Below are 15,380 nucleotides of genomic sequence, written 5' to 3' on the forward strand. Positions count from 1 at the left end.
GCGCCTGATGCGCAAAGGCAGCGAGGCTGGCCCGGTCTCACCCGGCAAGTCCGGGGGGCTGGCCGGCCCATCCGCTCCCGCGTCCGTCGATGAGGTGCTGCGCTCTCCCGGAACACCGCTGGACTCCGGCACGCGGACATTCTTCGAGTCCCGACTGAGCCGCGACCTCGGCTCGGTAAGGGTGCACACCGATTCCAGGGCCCAGCGCTCGGCACGGGAGGTCAACGCCAACGCCTACACCGTCGGGCGCGACATCGTGTTCGCTTCCGGGCAGTTCGCCCCGGCCACCACGGCCGGCCGGCACCTGCTCGCCCACGAATTGACCCATGTGCTGCAACAGCGCGACGGAGGGCAGAAGCTGCTCGCGCGCGACCCGGGCGATGAAGACGGCAACGTGTCCGGCGTAACCATCGATTGCGCCGGGAACAGCATCACCTTCAATACCTCCCGCGGCGTCTTCAGCTACACCATGAACCACTGCAACGTCACCCCGGGCGAGTACGAGGCCAGGGTGAACGTCGCGCCGGGCCGGTTGCATCTCAATCTCGGCGACGACGTACCGGATACGGTCAACTTCGAGTTCAGCTACGAAATCGCGGCCGACCAGCCGAATCCGAGCACCTTCTTCGGCAGCCAGCGCCAGGTCCACGTCTCGGCGCCGTCCCCCACGGAACTGCCCGGCGCGCTCACCGAGATCCCCATCGAATTCATCGCCGAACCAATCGATGGCGCCCCCATGCTTGACCCCGCCGCAGCGAGCGAACTGGGCGCGACCTTGAGCACCACAGTTTCCGGCACGGGCGGCAGTGACTTTCCGGGCTATCCATTGAGCGTGGCGGGCCTCGGCAGTCACGTACTGGCGAGCGGCGACTTCAGCTGGCTATCGCGGGCCGACGCGGCCAGCCGCGTGCTCTCGCGCGAATACTGGTCGCCACTCTTGCCAGGCCGCCATTTCGTGACGCTGGATCGCCTGACCAACACCTTGCCGCGCAACCTGCACCCTCGAATCGCCAGCGAACTGGCCAGCGGCGGCCCATTTTCCTGGGTGGTGAGTCGTGGATTCACCGAAGCGGAACTGCGCAGCATTCCCAGCCTCGTAGCGCGGCTCAACGAGTCCGGCGTGGACAGCCTGAGCGCCGCCGAACTGGCGATGCTGCGTCGCGCAGCCGCGTTGCACATCGGCGGCGCCACTCCGGGTGCCCCGTTCGCCTCGTATTCCAGGGCGGGGCATACCGCGCCTTTCCTCGAGGCGCAACCGCCGCGCTACAGGGTCCGCATGGAGATTCCCCGCTCCGCGGCACTCGACGTGTCCGGGCCGAACGCCTTCACCCTCGGCGAGCAGGCTCTGACCAACATCGAGGAAGCCGAGTTCCTGGTGGTCGCCAATCATCGCGGCCGCATCGTCAGCGTGCAGCGCATTGCCGAATCGGCCGCGGAACCCGGCTTCCTCATGCGTCACGCAGGGACGATCCGCTGGGGCGGCAGGGTTCTCGTCGTCGCGGGTGCGGCATTGTCGGCATACCGCATCGCCTCCGCCTCACCGGAAGAACGGGGCGTGGTTGTCGCCGAGGAAGCCGGTGGACAACTTGGCGGGATGGCGGGCACTGCACTGGCGGTGGCCGGTTGTGCATTCTTCGGCGTGGCCACCGGCGGGATCGGCCTGTTCGTTTGCGGACTCGGCGGAGGCATCATCGGCGGCGCACTGGGCAGCACGGTGATGGGTGACCTCGCTCGCGAGAGCGGCGGACCGATGGACTCCACCGTCTGCCCGTCCTGCCACGCCATGCAGCGCGACTGGGAACGGCAACGCTCGGAGTCCATGTTGAGCGCTCCTCTGCCTGGCCTGGGCTTGTTGCCACTGGATGCAGTACCGCTCGCCCCGCGCCCGGGCGTGCCGGGGACGGTTCCCCTGAGCCCTGACGAGTTGGCGCTCATCCAGCGCTGGCTGGCCGAATCGGCCGAGCAGGCGCCGTGACGGGCCACTGAAACCCAGGCTGGCAGGCGCCTTTCACCGACGCCGTGCTTTCCACGCCCTCAAACGGGGACATCGACGAACATGTTCACTCTCCAGCAGCCTCCCCTTCACATCCAGCGCTCGGCGCCAGCCGCGACGAACTCCACCACCCAGGCCGCACCCCGCGCGTCCGGACAATCGCCTTCGGCCTGCGCCTGCGGTGGCGGTTGCCCACGCTGCAATGGCGCCGGGGCGCTCAGCATCAGCGAGCCGGGGGACAGTCACGAGCGGGAGGCGGACCGGGTCGCCGCCGACGTCATGAGCCGCTCGCCGTTGAATGGCATCGGCGCCTCACCGGTGCAGATCCAGCGTCATGGCGGGAACGACGGGGGGCACGTGCAGGCGGCACCGGCAAGCGTCGAGCGCACCCTCTCCAGCCCCGGCCAGGCATTGGAGCCCGGTCTGCGGGCAAACATGGAGCGGCGCTTCGGCCATCCCTTCGCCGATGTGCAGGTACACCTGGGTAGCCAGGCGGAACGCTCGGCCCGCGAGGTGGGCGCCGACGCCTATGCGGTGGGGCGCGATATCGTTTTCGGCGCCGGCCAGTACGCCCCCGACACCAGGGCCGGGCAGCACCTGATCGCCCACGAACTGACCCACGTCGTCCAGCAACGCGGCGCGCCAGCTTCCAGCGCAGGGCGCAGCCTGTCCCGCTATCGCAGCAAGGGACCGGACACCATCGCCTTCGACGCCGCCAACGAAACCCTCACCGACCCGAAAAAGCAGCCCTGGATCGAGAGCATCAGCATCCACTTCGACAAGGCTGTGGTGGACGACGGGCACAAGGCCGCGGCAAAGGCGGCCGGGCAACTGGAACCACGCATGCCCACCGGCAAGCTGACCGCCAAGTACAGCGGCAAGTCGAGCAATGTCCCGGCGGATGTGACGCTGCCCATCGCCGGCGGCTCCACCATGCTCGGCATCGGCCTGACCGACCGGGTCAAGAAATCCAAGGTCATCCGCCTGGAAGGCCTGGGCTACACGGACTCGGAGAACGTTCGTCTCGGCAACCTCACCGACCCGGTGGCGAAAACCGGCAAGGGCGCCCGCTATTCCAAGAGCGGCGCCGGCACCATGAACTACGCGATCTTCTTCAAGGGCATCCAGGCCATCCACCAGGGGCAGCTCGACACCGGTTCCCACGCCTGCGTGCATGTCGGCAACGGCACTTCGATGCGCGACCTCAACTACCACACGCGGATCGGCGTCACCACGGTGACGGTGAGCTACGACAGCTCCGTGCTTGCCGACCTGTGCTGCCACCGCAAGAAGACCGGCAACACCAGATGGAACGCCAACCCCTGCGAGTCCACCAAATGCCCGTGAAGGAGGCACCGGCAGACCGATAGCGGGCAAGCCCCGCTATCAGGTGGCCAGCGGAGTCGGCGCAAACGGAGAAAACCATGGCCATGACCAGCAGAATGCAAGAGGAAAGCGCGCCCAGGGCACGTAGCCCGGCTGCCGCCCAGCAGGCCTGCGCGGCAGCAGGCCCGCCGCGCCCGGTCCCTGCCCAGCGCCGATTCGCCCGTTCGACCTGTGCCTGCGGCGGCAGCTGTCCGAAGTGCAGCGAGGAGAAACACCTCACCGGCCCCCGCCAGGCCCGCGACGGCGACCAGGCCCCGGTCGCCGACGAGGCCCAAGCCCTGGCCGAACCGGCGGCCACACCCGCTTACCGCGATTGCAGCGAGCGCATCACCGGCATCACCGACGCAAACGAGCGGCTGGAAACCGCCCGCCAGCGCGCCCGTGAATTCGTCGGTGCTGCGCGGCGCGCGCTGGGCGCCGCCCCGGCCGCCGGGACCACCTACGATACAGCCCTCGGCCGCCACTTCATCGCCCCCGGCGCAGCCGAACGCGCCACCATCGAAGACAACTACCGGCAGATACTCGGCACCCTGGTAGTCCCGAACTACATCTGCAACAGCCAGAACATCTGCGGCAGCGAACAGGCCTTCTGGATCGAAGCCGATGACCTTGTCCACGTGTGCCGGCCGTTCTGGGAACTGTCACCGACCTGCCGCGCCATCATCCTCATCCACGAAGGCGCCCACGACGTGGGTATCGGCATTGGCGGGACACACCCGCCAAACCGCGGCAGCGCCCAATACCCTACCGGCAATACCGCCCCACCGGCCGGCCAGACCACGGCGGGCCGCATGGACAACCCGGACGCCTACGCCTTCTTCGGCGCCCATATCTGGCGCGACACCGACACCAACAGGTCGTGCTTCTAGGCAACCTTCCCAAAACACCGTAGCGAGCTCTGCTCGCGAATGCCCTACCCAGCGAATCGCGAGTAGAGCTCGCTACATCCTCCCGGACTTCGCGCGAAGGCTTTAACGCTCTCCCCACTCACCTCATATCACTCCCCTTGAATGCCTCCGCCAGGAGGCCGATCAGGGGCCCGCGTCGTATTCGCGCGGCCACTGCGTCGGTGCCCGCACTACTCTAGAATGTCGCCCCTCAAGACATCCGACCTGGGAGAAATGCATGCACCACGAAGGCAGCCTGCTGCAGGCAGCAGTGGTATTCCTGTTTGCAGCCGTGTTCACCGTTCCCCTGGCCAAGCGCCTGCAACTGGGAGCGGTGCTGGGCTACCTGCTGGCCGGGGTACTGATCGGACCGTCGGTGCTGGCGCTGGTCACCGACCCGGAAAGCGTGGCGCGCGTTTCCGAACTGGGTGTGGTGCTGCTGCTCTTCATCATCGGTCTGGAACTCTCGCCGCGACGTCTCTGGGTAATGCGCCGCTCGGTATTCGGCGTGGGCCTGGCGCAGGTGCTGCTGACCGCCCTGGCCATCGGCCTGGTGGCCTGGCTGGTATTCGCCAAGTCCCTGAATACCGCGGCCGTGCTGGGCTTCGGCCTGGCCCTGTCGTCCACCGCCTTCGGCCTGCAGATACTCGCCGAACGCAAGGAGCTGACCAGCCCCCACGGCCGCCTGGCCTTCGCCATCCTGCTGTTCCAGGACATCGCCGCCATCCCGCTGATCGCCCTGCTGCCGCTGCTCAGTGGCGCCGGACACCTGGATGCGGACGAGGTCGACCCGCAAGCCATTCTCCTGGCCCTGGGCAGCATCGGCGCGGTGATCATCGGTGGCCGCTACCTGCTGCGCCCGGTGTTCCGCGTCGTCGCCAAGACCAAGCTGCAGGAAGTCTCCACCGCCACCGCCCTGCTGGTGGTCATCGGCACCGCCTGGCTGATGGAGCTGGCGGGGGTGTCCATGGCCCTGGGCGCCTTCATCGCCGGCCTGCTGCTGGCCGACTCGGAATACCGCCACGAGCTGGAAGCCCAGATCGAGCCGTTCAAGGGCCTGCTGCTGGGCATGTTCTTCATGAGCGTGGGCATGAGCGCCGACCTCAGCCTGCTGCTGAACGAGCCCTTCGCGGTGCTGGTGCTGACCGTGCTGCTGCTGATGTTCAAGCTGCCCCTGCTCTACGTGGCAGGCCGCTACATCGGCGGGCTGGACCGCACCCATGCGCTGCGCCTGGGGATCATCCTGGCCGCTGGCGGCGAGTTCGCCTTCGTGGTGTTCAAGGTGGCACACGAGCAGGGCATGCTCGACGCCCGCCTGCACAGCCTGCTGGTGCTCAGCATCACCCTGTCCATGGCGGTCACGCCACTGCTGGTGCTAGCGCTGTTCCGCCACCTCGTCTCCGCGCCGGCGCCGGTTCAAGTGCCGGACGAATACCAGCGCATAGAAAGCGACGAACCGCGCGTTGTGGTCGCCGGGATGGGGCGCATGGGCCAGATCATCGCCCGCGTGCTGCGCGCCCAGCGCGTGCCCTACGTGGCGCTGGATACCGCCGTGGAAATGATCGAGTACGGCCGCAGCCTGGGCCGCATGCCCATCTACTACGGCGATCCGCTGCGCCCGGAAATCCTCCGCGCGGCCAAGGTGGACAAGGCCGAGTACCTCATCATCGCCACCGACGATCCGGACACCAACCTCAAGCTCACCGAGCTGGTGAAGCGTCTCTACCCCGACCTCAAGGTCATCGCCCGTGCGCGTAACCGCCAGCACGTCCACCGCCTGCTGGACCTGGGCGCCGTACCGGTGCGCGAAACCTTCCACTCCGCCCTGGAAATGAGCCGCCAGGCGCTGCTGGGCCTGGGGCTCGACGAAGACCAGGCCAACGCGCGCATCCGCCGCTTCCAGCGCCACGACGAAGAAGTCCTGGCTGCCCAGCACGAGGTCTATGATGATGCTGCCGCGGTGATCCAGACAGCCCGCGAGGCCCGGACCGAGCTGGAGCACCTGTTCGACGCCGACCTGATCGAAGACAAGGCTGTCAAGTAACCGGCCGCGCCTGGCAAGGCCGTTGCCAGGCGCGCGCAAGGCGCTTCAATCAAGCCAGCCAACGCCTGTGGGAGGTGCCGGATGAACCGGAACGATCTGCGACGTGTAGACCTGAACCTGCTGGTGGTTTTCGAAACCCTGATGTACGAGAAGAACCTCACCCGGGCATCGGAGAAGCTCTTCCTCGGCCAACCCGCCGTCAGCGCCGCCCTGGCGCGCCTGCGCGACTTGTTCGACGACCCGTTGCTGGTGCGCAATGGCCGAGTCTTCGAACCCACCAAGCGCGCGTTGGAAATCCTCGAAGAGCTGCAACCGGCGCTGGACGCGATCTCCGGCGCGGTCAGCCGGGCCAGGGATTTCACCCCGGTGACCTACCGCAATACCTTCCGCATCGGACTCTCGGACGACGTCGAGTTCGGCCTGTTTCCAGCGCTGCTCGCCCAGCTCCGCGAGGAAGCCCCCGAGGCCATAGTCGTGGTTCGCCGGGTCAACTTCCTGCTCATGTCGTCGATGCTCGCCTCCGGGGAAATCTCGGTCGGCGTCAGCTTCACCACGGAGTTGCCGGCCAATGCCAAGCGCAAGCGGCTGCGCAACCTGTGCTGCAAGATCCTGCGCGGCGACGACCGCCCCGGTGCGCTGACGCTGGACGATTACTGCTCGCGTCCCCATGCGCTGATTTCGTTCTCGGGCGATCTGAGCGGCAACATCGACAACGACCTCGCCCGGGTTGGCCGCAGCCGCCACGTGGTGCTGGCGGTGCCGCAGTTCGGCAGCCTGCGCTCGATCCTGAAGGGAACCGAGCTGCTGGCCACGGTCCCGGACTACGCCGCCGACGCGCTGATCGACGGCAGCGGCCTGCGCGCCGATGCCCCGCCCTTCCCCATCCACACTACGGAGCTGTCCATGGTGTGGAACAGCGGCACCGACAACGATCCCGCCGAACGCTGGCTGCGCGAACTGATCACCCAGCACATGTCCGCGCCGCCGATGCCCACTCAGCCCGTCGCGTAGAGCGGATGCGTCTCGCGCAGGAACACGGGAAGGTCGGTGATCGGCGGCTTCGCCGGAATCTCGGCGTACATCTGGATCACGCTGCCCCGGTGATAGGACGCGTGGTTGACCACGTGCATCAGCATGGCGCCGGCCGTCATCACGCCGGGGTCGCCAGAGCAGAAGACGAACTCCACCGGCGTGGCCAGCGAGGCGTCCGTCTGTCCGGCGCTCCATGAAACGAACCAGCCGTCCATGGCCGCCTGGGCCTCCCGCAGCCCGGCCAGTTCGGGGTGCGGCACTTCCAGCCGCGTCTTGTACGGATGCGACCTGCCCTCCAGGTGGGCGCGCCATATGCAATCGATCACGTAGATGTGATTGAGCGTGCCTATGATGCTCTTGCACAGGGAGACGCGCTCCTTGCCGACCTCGTCCGGCGGCAACCCGGCCAGGTCATCGAAGAGCCGTTCATCGACCCATTGTTTGTAGTGGGCAAGCATCCTGGCCGTGTGAGCGTTGATCATCAGAGGCCCTCCTTCGGAAGGTCGGAGCCATCGCGCGGGGTGGGAGAGGTGAGCGCAGGACGACCCGATCAGTGTAGGCGCGGCCAGGAACCACGGAGCCCCGACCGTCACCTTCCCGGGCCCCTGGGGAACTGGCGGGAACTAGCAATTTGACAGCAGGCGAGCGGCTTCTAGCTTTAAGCAGCGTTGCCGGTGGCCTGTTCTTCGCCGTCCACTCGCAACGCTTCGTGCAGGCCGGCCACGGGCTGAAACGGGTGGGCCGCACCCTCTACCAGCCCGTGCAGGGAGCCTCGACATGAAAGGAGAAACCGCAGGCGCCATCGCCGCCACCCGCTACTTCGACCCCGACTTCCAGCTGCCGGCGGTGAAGGTGCTGCCCGGCGAGTTCTACGCCACCACCGAGGACCAGGTGCTGGTGTCGGTGCTGGGCAGTTGCGTGGCGGTCTGCCTCTTCGACCTGCAGCGAGGCATCGGCGGCATCAACCAGTTTCTCTTGCCCGAACCCGGCCCCGGCAGCGGCCTGGCCAGCGCCGCCACCCACCACGGGGTGCGCATGATGGAACAGCTCAGCGAAGCGCTGCTGCGCCAGGGCGCCCGCCGCCACCAGTTGGCGGCCAAGGTGTTCGGGGCCGGCAACCTGCCCAACGACCTGCTGCGCTTCGACACCACCCTGCGCACCGTGGAGTTCGTCCACAGCTACCTGGATACCGAAGGCATTCCGCTGCTGGCCGAAGACGTGATGGGGGCCGAGGCGCGCAAGGTCTACATCTTCCCGTCCAGCGGCAAGGTGCTGGTGAAGAAGCTGAAAAGCCTGCACAACGACACCATCCAGCAACGCGAGCTGGAGTACATCCTCTATCTCAAGCGCGGGGAGGCGCTGGGACCCTACGACCTGTTCAAGGAGTGAGCCCGTGCCGATCAAGGTCCTGGTGGTGGATCGGTAAAGCGTGAGCCACCCGAACGTTCCAGGGAATGCAGGCTTGTTGTGGAGCGAATTCATTCGCGAATAAATTCGCTCCCACAAAGACCGGCGTCGAACCCGACCTACGTCGGCATCACCCCACGCTGCCGCGACAGGGTCAGGGCCAGGTCTTCGATCATGTCTTCCTGGCCGCCCACGGTGCCCCGCCGTCCCAGTTCCACCAGCAGCTCGCGGGCCGGGATGCCGTATTTCTGCTCGGCACGCTTGGCGAACAGCAGGAAGGAGCTGTACACCCCGGCGTAGCCCAGGGTGAGGGCGTCGCGGTCGACGCGGATCGGCTGGTCCATCATCGGCACCACCAGGTCCTCGGCCACGTCCATGATCCGGTACAGGTCGATGCCGGTCTCCACACCCATGCGCGCCAGCACCGCGACGAAGACCTCCAGCGGCGTGTTGCCGGCACCGGCCCCCAGGCCCGCCACCGAACCGTCGATGCGCGCGGCACCGGCCTCGATGGCAGCCAGGGAGTTGGCAATCGCCATGCCCATGTTGTGGTGGCCGTGGAAGCCGACTTCGGTGTTCGCATCCAGGCCGGCGCGCAGCACGCCGATCTTCTCGCTCACCTCATCCGGCAGCATGTAGCCGGCCGAGTCGGTGCAGTAGATGCAGTTGGCGCCGTAACTCTGCATCAGCTTCGCCTGCTCCAGCAGTTTTTCCGCGCTGACCATGTGCGCCATCATCAGGAAGCCCACGGTATCCAGCCCCATCTTCGCCGCCATGCCGATGTGCTGGCCGGACACGTCCGCCTCGGTGCAGTGGGTGGCGACGCGGATGGTGGACACGCCGCAGTCGTGGGCCATCTTCAGGTGGTCGACGGTGCCGATGCCCGGCAGCAGCAGGGCCGAAACCTTGGCCTGCTTGAGCTTGGGAATCACCGCATCGAAATATTCCTCGTCCGAGTGGGCCGGAAAGCCGTAGTTCAGCGAGGCGCCACCCAGGCCATCGCCGTGGGTGATCTCGATCAGCGGCACGCCGGCGGCGTCCAGGCCGGTGGCCACCGCCACCATCTCGTCGAGGCTGATCTGGTGGCGCTTGGCATGCATGCCGTCGCGCAGGCTCATGTCGTGCAGGCGCACGCGCTTACCTTGCAGGTTCATGTCGTTTCTCCGGTCAACGGGCAGGCAGTTGCAGGGCGCCCTTATGGGCCTCTTCGGCGAACATCTCCGCGGTGCGCAGGCCAGCGGCGGTCATGATGTCCAGGTTGCCGGCGGACTTGGGCAGGAAGTCCCCCAGCCCTTCCACCTCGATGAAGATCGACACCTTGCGGCCATCGAACACCGGGCCGTTGATCAGCTTGTAGCCCGGCACGTAGCGCTGCACTTCCTTGACCATGTGCAGCACCGAGGCGCGGATTTCCGCCTGGTCAGGTTCCCCTTCGGTGAGGCAGTGGATGGTGTCGCGCATCATCAGCGGCGGCTCGGCCGGGTTGATCACGATGATCGCCTTGCCGCGCCTGGCCCCGCCAATCTTCTCCACGGCGCCAGCGGTGGTGCGGGTGAACTCGTCGATGTTCTGCCGGGTGCCCGGCCCCACGGAGCGGGACGACACGGTGGCGACGATCTCGCCGTATTCCACAGGCTGCACGCGGGACACCGCCGCCACCATGGGAATGGTGGCCTGGCCGCCGCAGGTGACCATGTTGACGTTCATCGCCAGCCTGGCCGCGTGTTCCTTGAGGTTCACCGGCGGTACGCAGTACGGGCCGATGGCTGCCGGGGTGAGGTCGATCATGATCACGCCCAGCTCGTTGAGCTTGCGGCTGTTCTCCGCATGCACGTAGGCCGAGGTGGCATCGAAGGCGATACGGATGTCGTCGTCCAGCACGTGGGGCAGCAGGCCGTCGACGCCTTCCGCGGTGGTCTTCAGGCCGAATTCGGCGGCACGTTTCAGGCCCTCGGAGGTTGGGTCGACACCCACCATCCACACCGGTTCGATCCATTCGGAACGGCGCATCTTGATCAACAGATCGGTGCCGATATTGCCCGGCCCGATGATGGCCGCCTTGAGTTTCTTGCTCATGCTGTCTCCCCGGAGTCAGTCGCGGAAGGACACCCGGGCACTGCCCAGGCCGTCGATGGTCAGTTCGAAGCGGTCGCCGGCACACGCCGGCTCCAGCGGTACCAGGGAGCCGGAGAGGATGATCTCGCCGGCCTTGAACGGGATGCCGAAGGCGCCCAGGGTGTTGGCCAGCCAGGCCACGGCAGTGAGCGGATTACCCTGCACCGCCGAACCCAGGCCCTGGCTGATCGGCGCGCCGTTCTTGAACACCGTCATGCGCAGGTTGGGCAGGTCCAGCTCGCGCGGGTCCACCTGCTCGCGGCCGAGCACGAACACCCCGCAGGAAGCGTTGTCGGCCACGGTGTCCTGGATGCGGATCTTCCAGTCGTGGATGCGCGAATCGACGATCTCGAAGCAGGGCATCACGCATTCGGTGGCGTCCAGCACGTCCTGCTCGGTGACGCCCGGCCCCTTGAGGTCGCGCTTGAGCTTGAAGGCGATCTCGCCCTCGGCGCGCGGCTGGATCAGATGGTTGGCGAACAGCGAGATGCTGTCGCCGTCGTCGAACCACATGTCGCGGGTGATGAAGCCGAAGTCCGGCTGGTGCACATCGAGCATGCGCTGCACGGCTTCGGAGGTGACGCCGATCTTCTTGCCGACGATGGCATCGCCCGCCGCCACGCGCCGCTCGATGCTGTAGAGAGAAATGCGGTAAGCGTCCTCGATGCTGATTTCTGGCCAGCGCGCAGTCAGCGGCTCCAGGGTGCGGCCGGCGAGCAGGGCCTGATAGAGCTCCTCGCCGAATTCACGTTGCCGGGCTTCGCTCATGGCCGGCCCTCCGCAAGAAAGTCCAGGCTGGTGCGGTTGAACAGCTCGCGGTGTTCCACCATCACCCAGTGGCCGCACTCGCTGAGCATCACGAAACGGATGTTGCGGCAGGCTTCCAGCATGGTCTGGGCGCCGGAAGACGGGCAGAACTTGTCGTTCATGCCCCAGAAACCGAGGATCGGGCAGGACAGCTCGGACAGGCGCGCCGCCATGTTCGGCACCTGCATGGTGCTCAGCACGCAGCGTGGTTGCTGTTGCACCACGGCGACCCGCTCGCTGACGGTTTCATCGCTGATCAGCGAAGCATCGTAGAGCTGCAGGGCCAGCAGCCGACGCATGCCCTCGGCGTCGTTCAGCTCGCCATTGGCAAAGGCGGCGCCCATCTTCTGGATGCCTTCCATCTGCAGGTAGTACTGCTCCTTCTCCATCAGGCCGCCGGGGGCCATCAGCACCAGGCGGCTGACGCGGCGCGGCGCATCCAGGGCCAGCTTGATGGCGATGGCGCCGCCCAGGGAATTGCCCACCAGCACGCAGCGCGGGATGTCCAGGGCGTCCAGCAGGCCGCTCAGGGCAGCCACGAAGAAGTCCAGGGTGTATTGGGTTTCCGGCTTGTCGGAAAGGCCGTAGCCCGGCAGGTCGGGGACTATCACCCGATAGCCGGACTGCTCGAACACCGGGTAGTTCTGCTTGAAGTTGCTGTGGCCGCTGGCTCCGGGGCCGCTGCCGTGAATGAACACCACCGGCTCGCCTTCGCCAGCCTCCAGGTAGTGCAATCGCAGACCATCGGGCAGCGTGACGAAACGCCCTTGCGGTAGCGCGCCCATGGGACTCTCCTCGGCTTGTTGTTTGGCCGGATTATTCGGCGCGCCCCGGTGGGCAACATCGTCCGAGAGGACTAGCAGGCACCGGCGGACTGCTTCTCTGTGGGGGCGAATTCATTCGCTTAGGGCGGCGCAGCTGCCCCGGGGGCATTACAGGGCAGACCATCGGTCTGCTTAGCGAATGAATTCGCCCCCACAAGGAGTGCCCCTACAGGCCATTTCTCCCACATCGCCCTAGTCCTCCCGGACGTAGGCACCCCGCCCTGCCCGCCCTAGCCTCTGCCCATCGACAACCGACAGACGAGGCAGCCATGGGCGATGCAATGGATTTCAGCGGCAAGGTGGTACTGGTGACCGGGGGCGGCAAGGGCGTGGGACGGGGCATCAGCCAGCGCTTCCTCGCCTGCGGCGCCGAGGTGGTGATCTGTGGCCGCAATGCCCCCGACCAGCTGCCGGGCCATGCCGGTCGCGAGGCGCACTTCCTGCCCTGCGACGTGCGCGACATCGAGCAGCTGCAGCAGTTGGTGGACGCCATCGTCGACCGCTTCGGCCGCCTCGACGTGCTGGTGAACAACGCCGGCGGCGCGCCCCATGCCGAGGCTGCCACGGCCTCGCCGCGCTTCTCCGAATCCATCATCCGCCTCAACCTGCTGGCGCCGCTCAACCTCGCCCAACTGGCCAACCGGGTCATGCAGGCACAGCCGGGCGGCGGCGCCATCGTCAATATCTGCAGCGTCAGCGCTACCCGCCCCTCTCCCGGCACCGCTGCCTACGGCGCGGCCAAGGCCGGGCTGCTCAACCTGACCCGCTCGCTCGCCGTGGAATGGGCGCCGAAGGTACGGGTGAATGCCGTGACGGCGGGGCTGATCCTCACCGAACAAGCCGAACTGCACTACGGCGATGCCGAAGGCGTGGCGCGGGTGGCAGCGGGGATTCCGCTGCAGCGCATGGCCAGCCCGCAGGACATTGGCGATGCCTGCCTGTACCTGGCGTCACCGCTGGCCAGCTATGTGAGCGGCGCGGATATCTGCGTGCATGGCGGCGGGGAGAAGCCGGCGTTTCTTGCGGCGTCCGGCGTCAATTGAAGCGCTGATGGGTTTCGTACCTCTACCCATCCTGCGGAAGCGTGCCCGCAGGATGGCGTCGAGCGAAGCGAAACCCATCGAATGTGCTACGCGGATTCCACCATCGAATGCGCCCGGAACACCGTCTCGACGACCTTCCAGTGCCCGGCGATGCGCGCCTCGAGGCTCATGACGCCTCCCTCGGCACCAGGTTGGCCTGCCCCCAGTAGGCCTTCATCGAACGGATGCGGCCTTCGGCGTCGAACTCCATCACGTCGATTACCTGGATGGAGCACGGCGCGCCGTTCCACACCAGATCCACGCAGAACGGCACCGCGCCGCTGCCGGCGTGGCTGGCCGAGACAGGGCCGGTGCGACGGGCACGGGCGTTGGCGCGTCCCAGGCCTTCGCGGTAGAAGCGGCCGATGGCCTCGACGCCCACATGGGGTGGGCTGCCGATGGGGTCTTCCACGGTGGCGTCGGCGGCGTAGAGCGCGACGATGCCGTCGATATCGCAGGCATCCACCAGTTCGACATAGCGGGCCATGGTTTCCTGGATCTGTTGCGGACTGATCATCAGAGGCTCCTCAGGCAACTTCAAAGAGAGCGGCGGCGCCCATGCCGCCACCGATGCACATGCTCACCACCACGTAGCGCAGGCCGCGGCGCTTACCCTCGATCAGCGCGTGGCCAACCATGCGCGCGCCGGACATGCCGAACGGATGGCCGATGGCAATGGCGCCGCCATTGACGTTCAGGCGCTCGTCGGGAATCCCCAGGGTGTCGCGGCAATGGATGACCTGGCAGGCGAAGGCTTCGTTCAGCTCCCACAGGCCGATGTGATCCATGGAAAGTCCGTGGCGCTTGAGCAGCCTGGGAATGGCGAACACCGGGCCGATGCCCATCTCGTCGGAGTCGCAGCCGGCCACCGCCAGGCCACGGTAGATGCCCAGCGGCTCCAGGCCCCGGCGCGCCGCCTCTTGCGCGCTCATCAGCACCGAGGCGCTGGCACCGTCGGACAGCTGCGAGGCGTTGCCGGCGGTGATGAAGCGTCCGGCACCGCTCCACTGGCCGCCCTGCCACACCGGTTCCAGGGCGCGCAGGCTTTCGCGGGTGGTGTCGGCACGGTTGCATTCGTCGCGGGTCAGGGTCACGGATTCGTGGCGGCTTTCGCCGCTGGCCTTGTCCACCACCAGCTTGCGCACGGTGAGCGGCGCCAGTTCGGCATCGAACAGGCCGGCGCTCTGGGCCAGGGCGGTGCGCATCTGGCTCTGGTAGCTGTATTCGTCCTGGGCCTCGCGAGAGATGCCGTAGCGCTCGGCGACGATTTCCGCTGTCTCGATCATCGGGATGTAGGCGCGCGGGTCCTGCGCCAGCACCGCTTCGGACTGGTTGCGGTAGCTGTTCTTGTGCTTGTTCTGCACCAGGGAGATGGACTCCAGGCCACCGGCGACGGCGATGTCGATCTCGTCGCACATGATGCTCTTGGCAGCCAGGGCGATGCTCATCAGCCCCGAGGAACACTGGCGCTCCACCGCCATGCCGGCGACGCTGGATGGCAGCCCGGCGGCCACCGCGCAGAGGCGGCCGAGGTTATAGGCCTGGGTGCCCTGCTGGGCGGCGGCGCCCATGATCACGTCATCCACCTCACCCGGCTCCACACCGGCGCGGATCAACGCCTCGCGCACCACATGGCCGCCCATCAGTGGCGCTTCGGTGTCGTTGAAGGCGCCCCGGAAGGCCTTGCCGATGGGAGTGCGGGCGGTGGATACGATTACGGCTTCTTTCATTGCGTTGTCCTCGAAATTCGTTGGCCGGCTACGGCTTCTTTGTGGGGGCGAATTCATTCGCTATGCAGACCGA

General features: G+C 66.9%; 14 protein-coding genes. 7 read left to right on the forward strand and 7 right to left on the reverse strand.

From position 1 onward, the window contains the following. Nucleotides 1-7 precede the first annotated feature (7 nt). From ACFW0B_RS00125 to ACFW0B_RS00145, 5 genes are all read left to right on the forward strand, one after another. A complete protein-coding gene (locus ACFW0B_RS00125; protein ID WP_449145937.1) occupies nt 8-1,975 on the forward strand; it encodes an eCIS core domain-containing protein in 1,968 nt (655 codons plus the stop codon). 81 nt (nt 1,976-2,056) lie between these two features. Then, nucleotides 2,057-3,340, forward strand: a complete 1,284-nt coding sequence (locus tag ACFW0B_RS00130; protein WP_449145938.1) for an eCIS core domain-containing protein — start codon at nt 2,057-2,059, stop codon at nt 3,338-3,340. A gap of 83 nt (nt 3,341-3,423) precedes the next feature. Then, complete coding sequence (locus tag ACFW0B_RS00135) at nt 3,424-4,248, forward strand: hypothetical protein (RefSeq protein WP_449145939.1); 825 nt, start codon at nt 3,424-3,426, stop codon at nt 4,246-4,248. A 256-nt stretch (nt 4,249-4,504) separates the two neighbouring features. Beyond that, nucleotides 4,505-6,310 carry a monovalent cation:proton antiporter-2 (CPA2) family protein gene (locus ACFW0B_RS00140; protein WP_449145940.1) on the forward strand — a complete coding sequence of 602 codons (1,806 nt, stop codon included), beginning with the start codon at nt 4,505-4,507 and terminating at the stop codon, nt 6,308-6,310. An 81-nt stretch (nt 6,311-6,391) separates the two neighbouring features. Further along, nucleotides 6,392-7,321 (forward strand): LysR family transcriptional regulator, encoded by a 930-nt coding sequence (locus tag ACFW0B_RS00145; protein ID WP_449145941.1) that lies wholly within the window; start codon nt 6,392-6,394, stop codon nt 7,319-7,321. Here the strand turns inward: ACFW0B_RS00145 and ACFW0B_RS00150 are convergent. Continuing rightward, on the reverse strand, nt 7,306-7,824 hold the full coding sequence (locus ACFW0B_RS00150) for a DinB family protein (protein ID WP_449145942.1): 519 nt from the start codon (nt 7,822-7,824) through the stop codon (nt 7,306-7,308). The genes ACFW0B_RS00145 and ACFW0B_RS00150 overlap by 16 nt on opposite strands. 295 nt (nt 7,825-8,119) lie before the next feature. Here ACFW0B_RS00150 and ACFW0B_RS00155 point away from each other — a divergent pair, with 295 nt between their 5' ends. Then, entirely contained in the window at nt 8,120-8,731 is a 612-nt protein-coding gene (locus tag ACFW0B_RS00155) for a chemotaxis protein CheD (protein WP_449145943.1), read from the forward strand. Nucleotides 8,732-8,868: 137 nt separating this feature from the next. Here the strand turns inward: ACFW0B_RS00155 and dmpG are convergent, their stop codons facing one another. The 4 genes from dmpG to ACFW0B_RS00175 are packed head-to-tail and all read right to left on the reverse strand — an operon-like array spanning nt 8,869 to nt 12,456. After that, nucleotides 8,869-9,903, reverse strand: a complete 1,035-nt coding sequence (dmpG, locus tag ACFW0B_RS00160) for a 4-hydroxy-2-oxovalerate aldolase (protein ID WP_449145944.1) — start codon at nt 9,901-9,903, stop codon at nt 8,869-8,871. Between the two features lie 13 nt (nt 9,904-9,916). Then, complete coding sequence (locus ACFW0B_RS00165; protein ID WP_449145945.1) at nt 9,917-10,825, reverse strand: acetaldehyde dehydrogenase (acetylating); 909 nt, start codon at nt 10,823-10,825, stop codon at nt 9,917-9,919. A gap of 15 nt (nt 10,826-10,840) precedes the next feature. Next, the gene (locus tag ACFW0B_RS00170) at nt 10,841-11,632 is read right to left on the reverse strand and encodes a fumarylacetoacetate hydrolase family protein (protein WP_449145946.1); all 792 of its coding nucleotides are present in this window, start codon (nt 11,630-11,632) and stop codon (nt 10,841-10,843) included. Then, nucleotides 11,629-12,456, reverse strand: coding sequence for an alpha/beta fold hydrolase (locus ACFW0B_RS00175; protein ID WP_449145947.1), 828 nt, complete (start codon nt 12,454-12,456; stop codon nt 11,629-11,631). Before ACFW0B_RS00175 ends, ACFW0B_RS00170 begins: the two co-directional genes overlap by 4 nt. A gap of 308 nt (nt 12,457-12,764) precedes the next feature. Here ACFW0B_RS00175 and ACFW0B_RS00180 point away from each other — a divergent pair, with 308 nt between their 5' ends. Then, nucleotides 12,765-13,538 carry an SDR family oxidoreductase gene (locus ACFW0B_RS00180; protein WP_449145948.1) on the forward strand — a complete coding sequence of 258 codons (774 nt, stop codon included), beginning with the start codon at nt 12,765-12,767 and terminating at the stop codon, nt 13,536-13,538. 166 nt (nt 13,539-13,704) lie between these two features. Here ACFW0B_RS00180 and ACFW0B_RS00185 read toward each other — a convergent pair whose 3' ends face one another. Continuing rightward, nucleotides 13,705-14,094: a nuclear transport factor 2 family protein gene (locus ACFW0B_RS00185; RefSeq protein WP_449145949.1), complete on the reverse strand. Its 390-nt coding sequence runs from the start codon at nt 14,092-14,094 to the stop codon at nt 13,705-13,707. Nucleotides 14,095-14,104: 10 nt separating this feature from the next. After that, entirely contained in the window at nt 14,105-15,307 is a 1,203-nt protein-coding gene (locus tag ACFW0B_RS00190; protein ID WP_449145950.1) for an acetyl-CoA C-acyltransferase, read from the reverse strand. Nucleotides 15,308-15,380 lie beyond the last annotated feature (73 nt).

The organism is Metapseudomonas phytobenefica, assembly GCF_043392685.1.
Lineage (GTDB): Bacteria > Pseudomonadota > Gammaproteobacteria > Pseudomonadales > Pseudomonadaceae > Metapseudomonas.

What these genes read in the sequence shown, in the direction of transcription:
- ACFW0B_RS00155 (WP_449145943.1), top strand. Translation starts at nt 8,120, where the DNA reads ATGAAAGGAGAAACCGCAGGCGCCATCGCCGCCACCCGCTACTTCGAC.
- ACFW0B_RS00135 (WP_449145939.1), top strand. Translation starts at nt 3,424, where the DNA reads ATGACCAGCAGAATGCAAGAGGAAAGCGCGCCCAGGGCACGTAGCCCG.
- ACFW0B_RS00125 (WP_449145937.1), top strand. Translation starts at nt 8, where the DNA reads ATGCGCAAAGGCAGCGAGGCTGGCCCGGTCTCACCCGGCAAGTCCGGG.
- ACFW0B_RS00185 (WP_449145949.1), bottom strand. Translation starts at nt 14,094, where the DNA reads ATGATCAGTCCGCAACAGATCCAGGAAACCATGGCCCGCTATGTCGAA.
- dmpG (WP_449145944.1), bottom strand. Translation starts at nt 9,903, where the DNA reads ATGAACCTGCAAGGTAAGCGCGTGCGCCTGCACGACATGAGCCTGCGC.
- ACFW0B_RS00165 (WP_449145945.1), bottom strand. Translation starts at nt 10,825, where the DNA reads ATGAGCAAGAAACTCAAGGCGGCCATCATCGGGCCGGGCAATATCGGC.
- ACFW0B_RS00140 (WP_449145940.1), top strand. Translation starts at nt 4,505, where the DNA reads ATGCACCACGAAGGCAGCCTGCTGCAGGCAGCAGTGGTATTCCTGTTT.
- ACFW0B_RS00170 (WP_449145946.1), bottom strand. Translation starts at nt 11,632, where the DNA reads ATGAGCGAAGCCCGGCAACGTGAATTCGGCGAGGAGCTCTATCAGGCC.
- ACFW0B_RS00150 (WP_449145942.1), bottom strand. Translation starts at nt 7,824, where the DNA reads ATGATCAACGCTCACACGGCCAGGATGCTTGCCCACTACAAACAATGG.
- ACFW0B_RS00190 (WP_449145950.1), bottom strand. Translation starts at nt 15,307, where the DNA reads ATGAAAGAAGCCGTAATCGTATCCACCGCCCGCACTCCCATCGGCAAG.
- ACFW0B_RS00145 (WP_449145941.1), top strand. Translation starts at nt 6,392, where the DNA reads ATGAACCGGAACGATCTGCGACGTGTAGACCTGAACCTGCTGGTGGTT.
- ACFW0B_RS00175 (WP_449145947.1), bottom strand. Translation starts at nt 12,456, where the DNA reads ATGGGCGCGCTACCGCAAGGGCGTTTCGTCACGCTGCCCGATGGTCTG.
- ACFW0B_RS00180 (WP_449145948.1), top strand. Translation starts at nt 12,765, where the DNA reads ATGGGCGATGCAATGGATTTCAGCGGCAAGGTGGTACTGGTGACCGGG.
- ACFW0B_RS00130 (WP_449145938.1), top strand. Translation starts at nt 2,057, where the DNA reads ATGTTCACTCTCCAGCAGCCTCCCCTTCACATCCAGCGCTCGGCGCCA.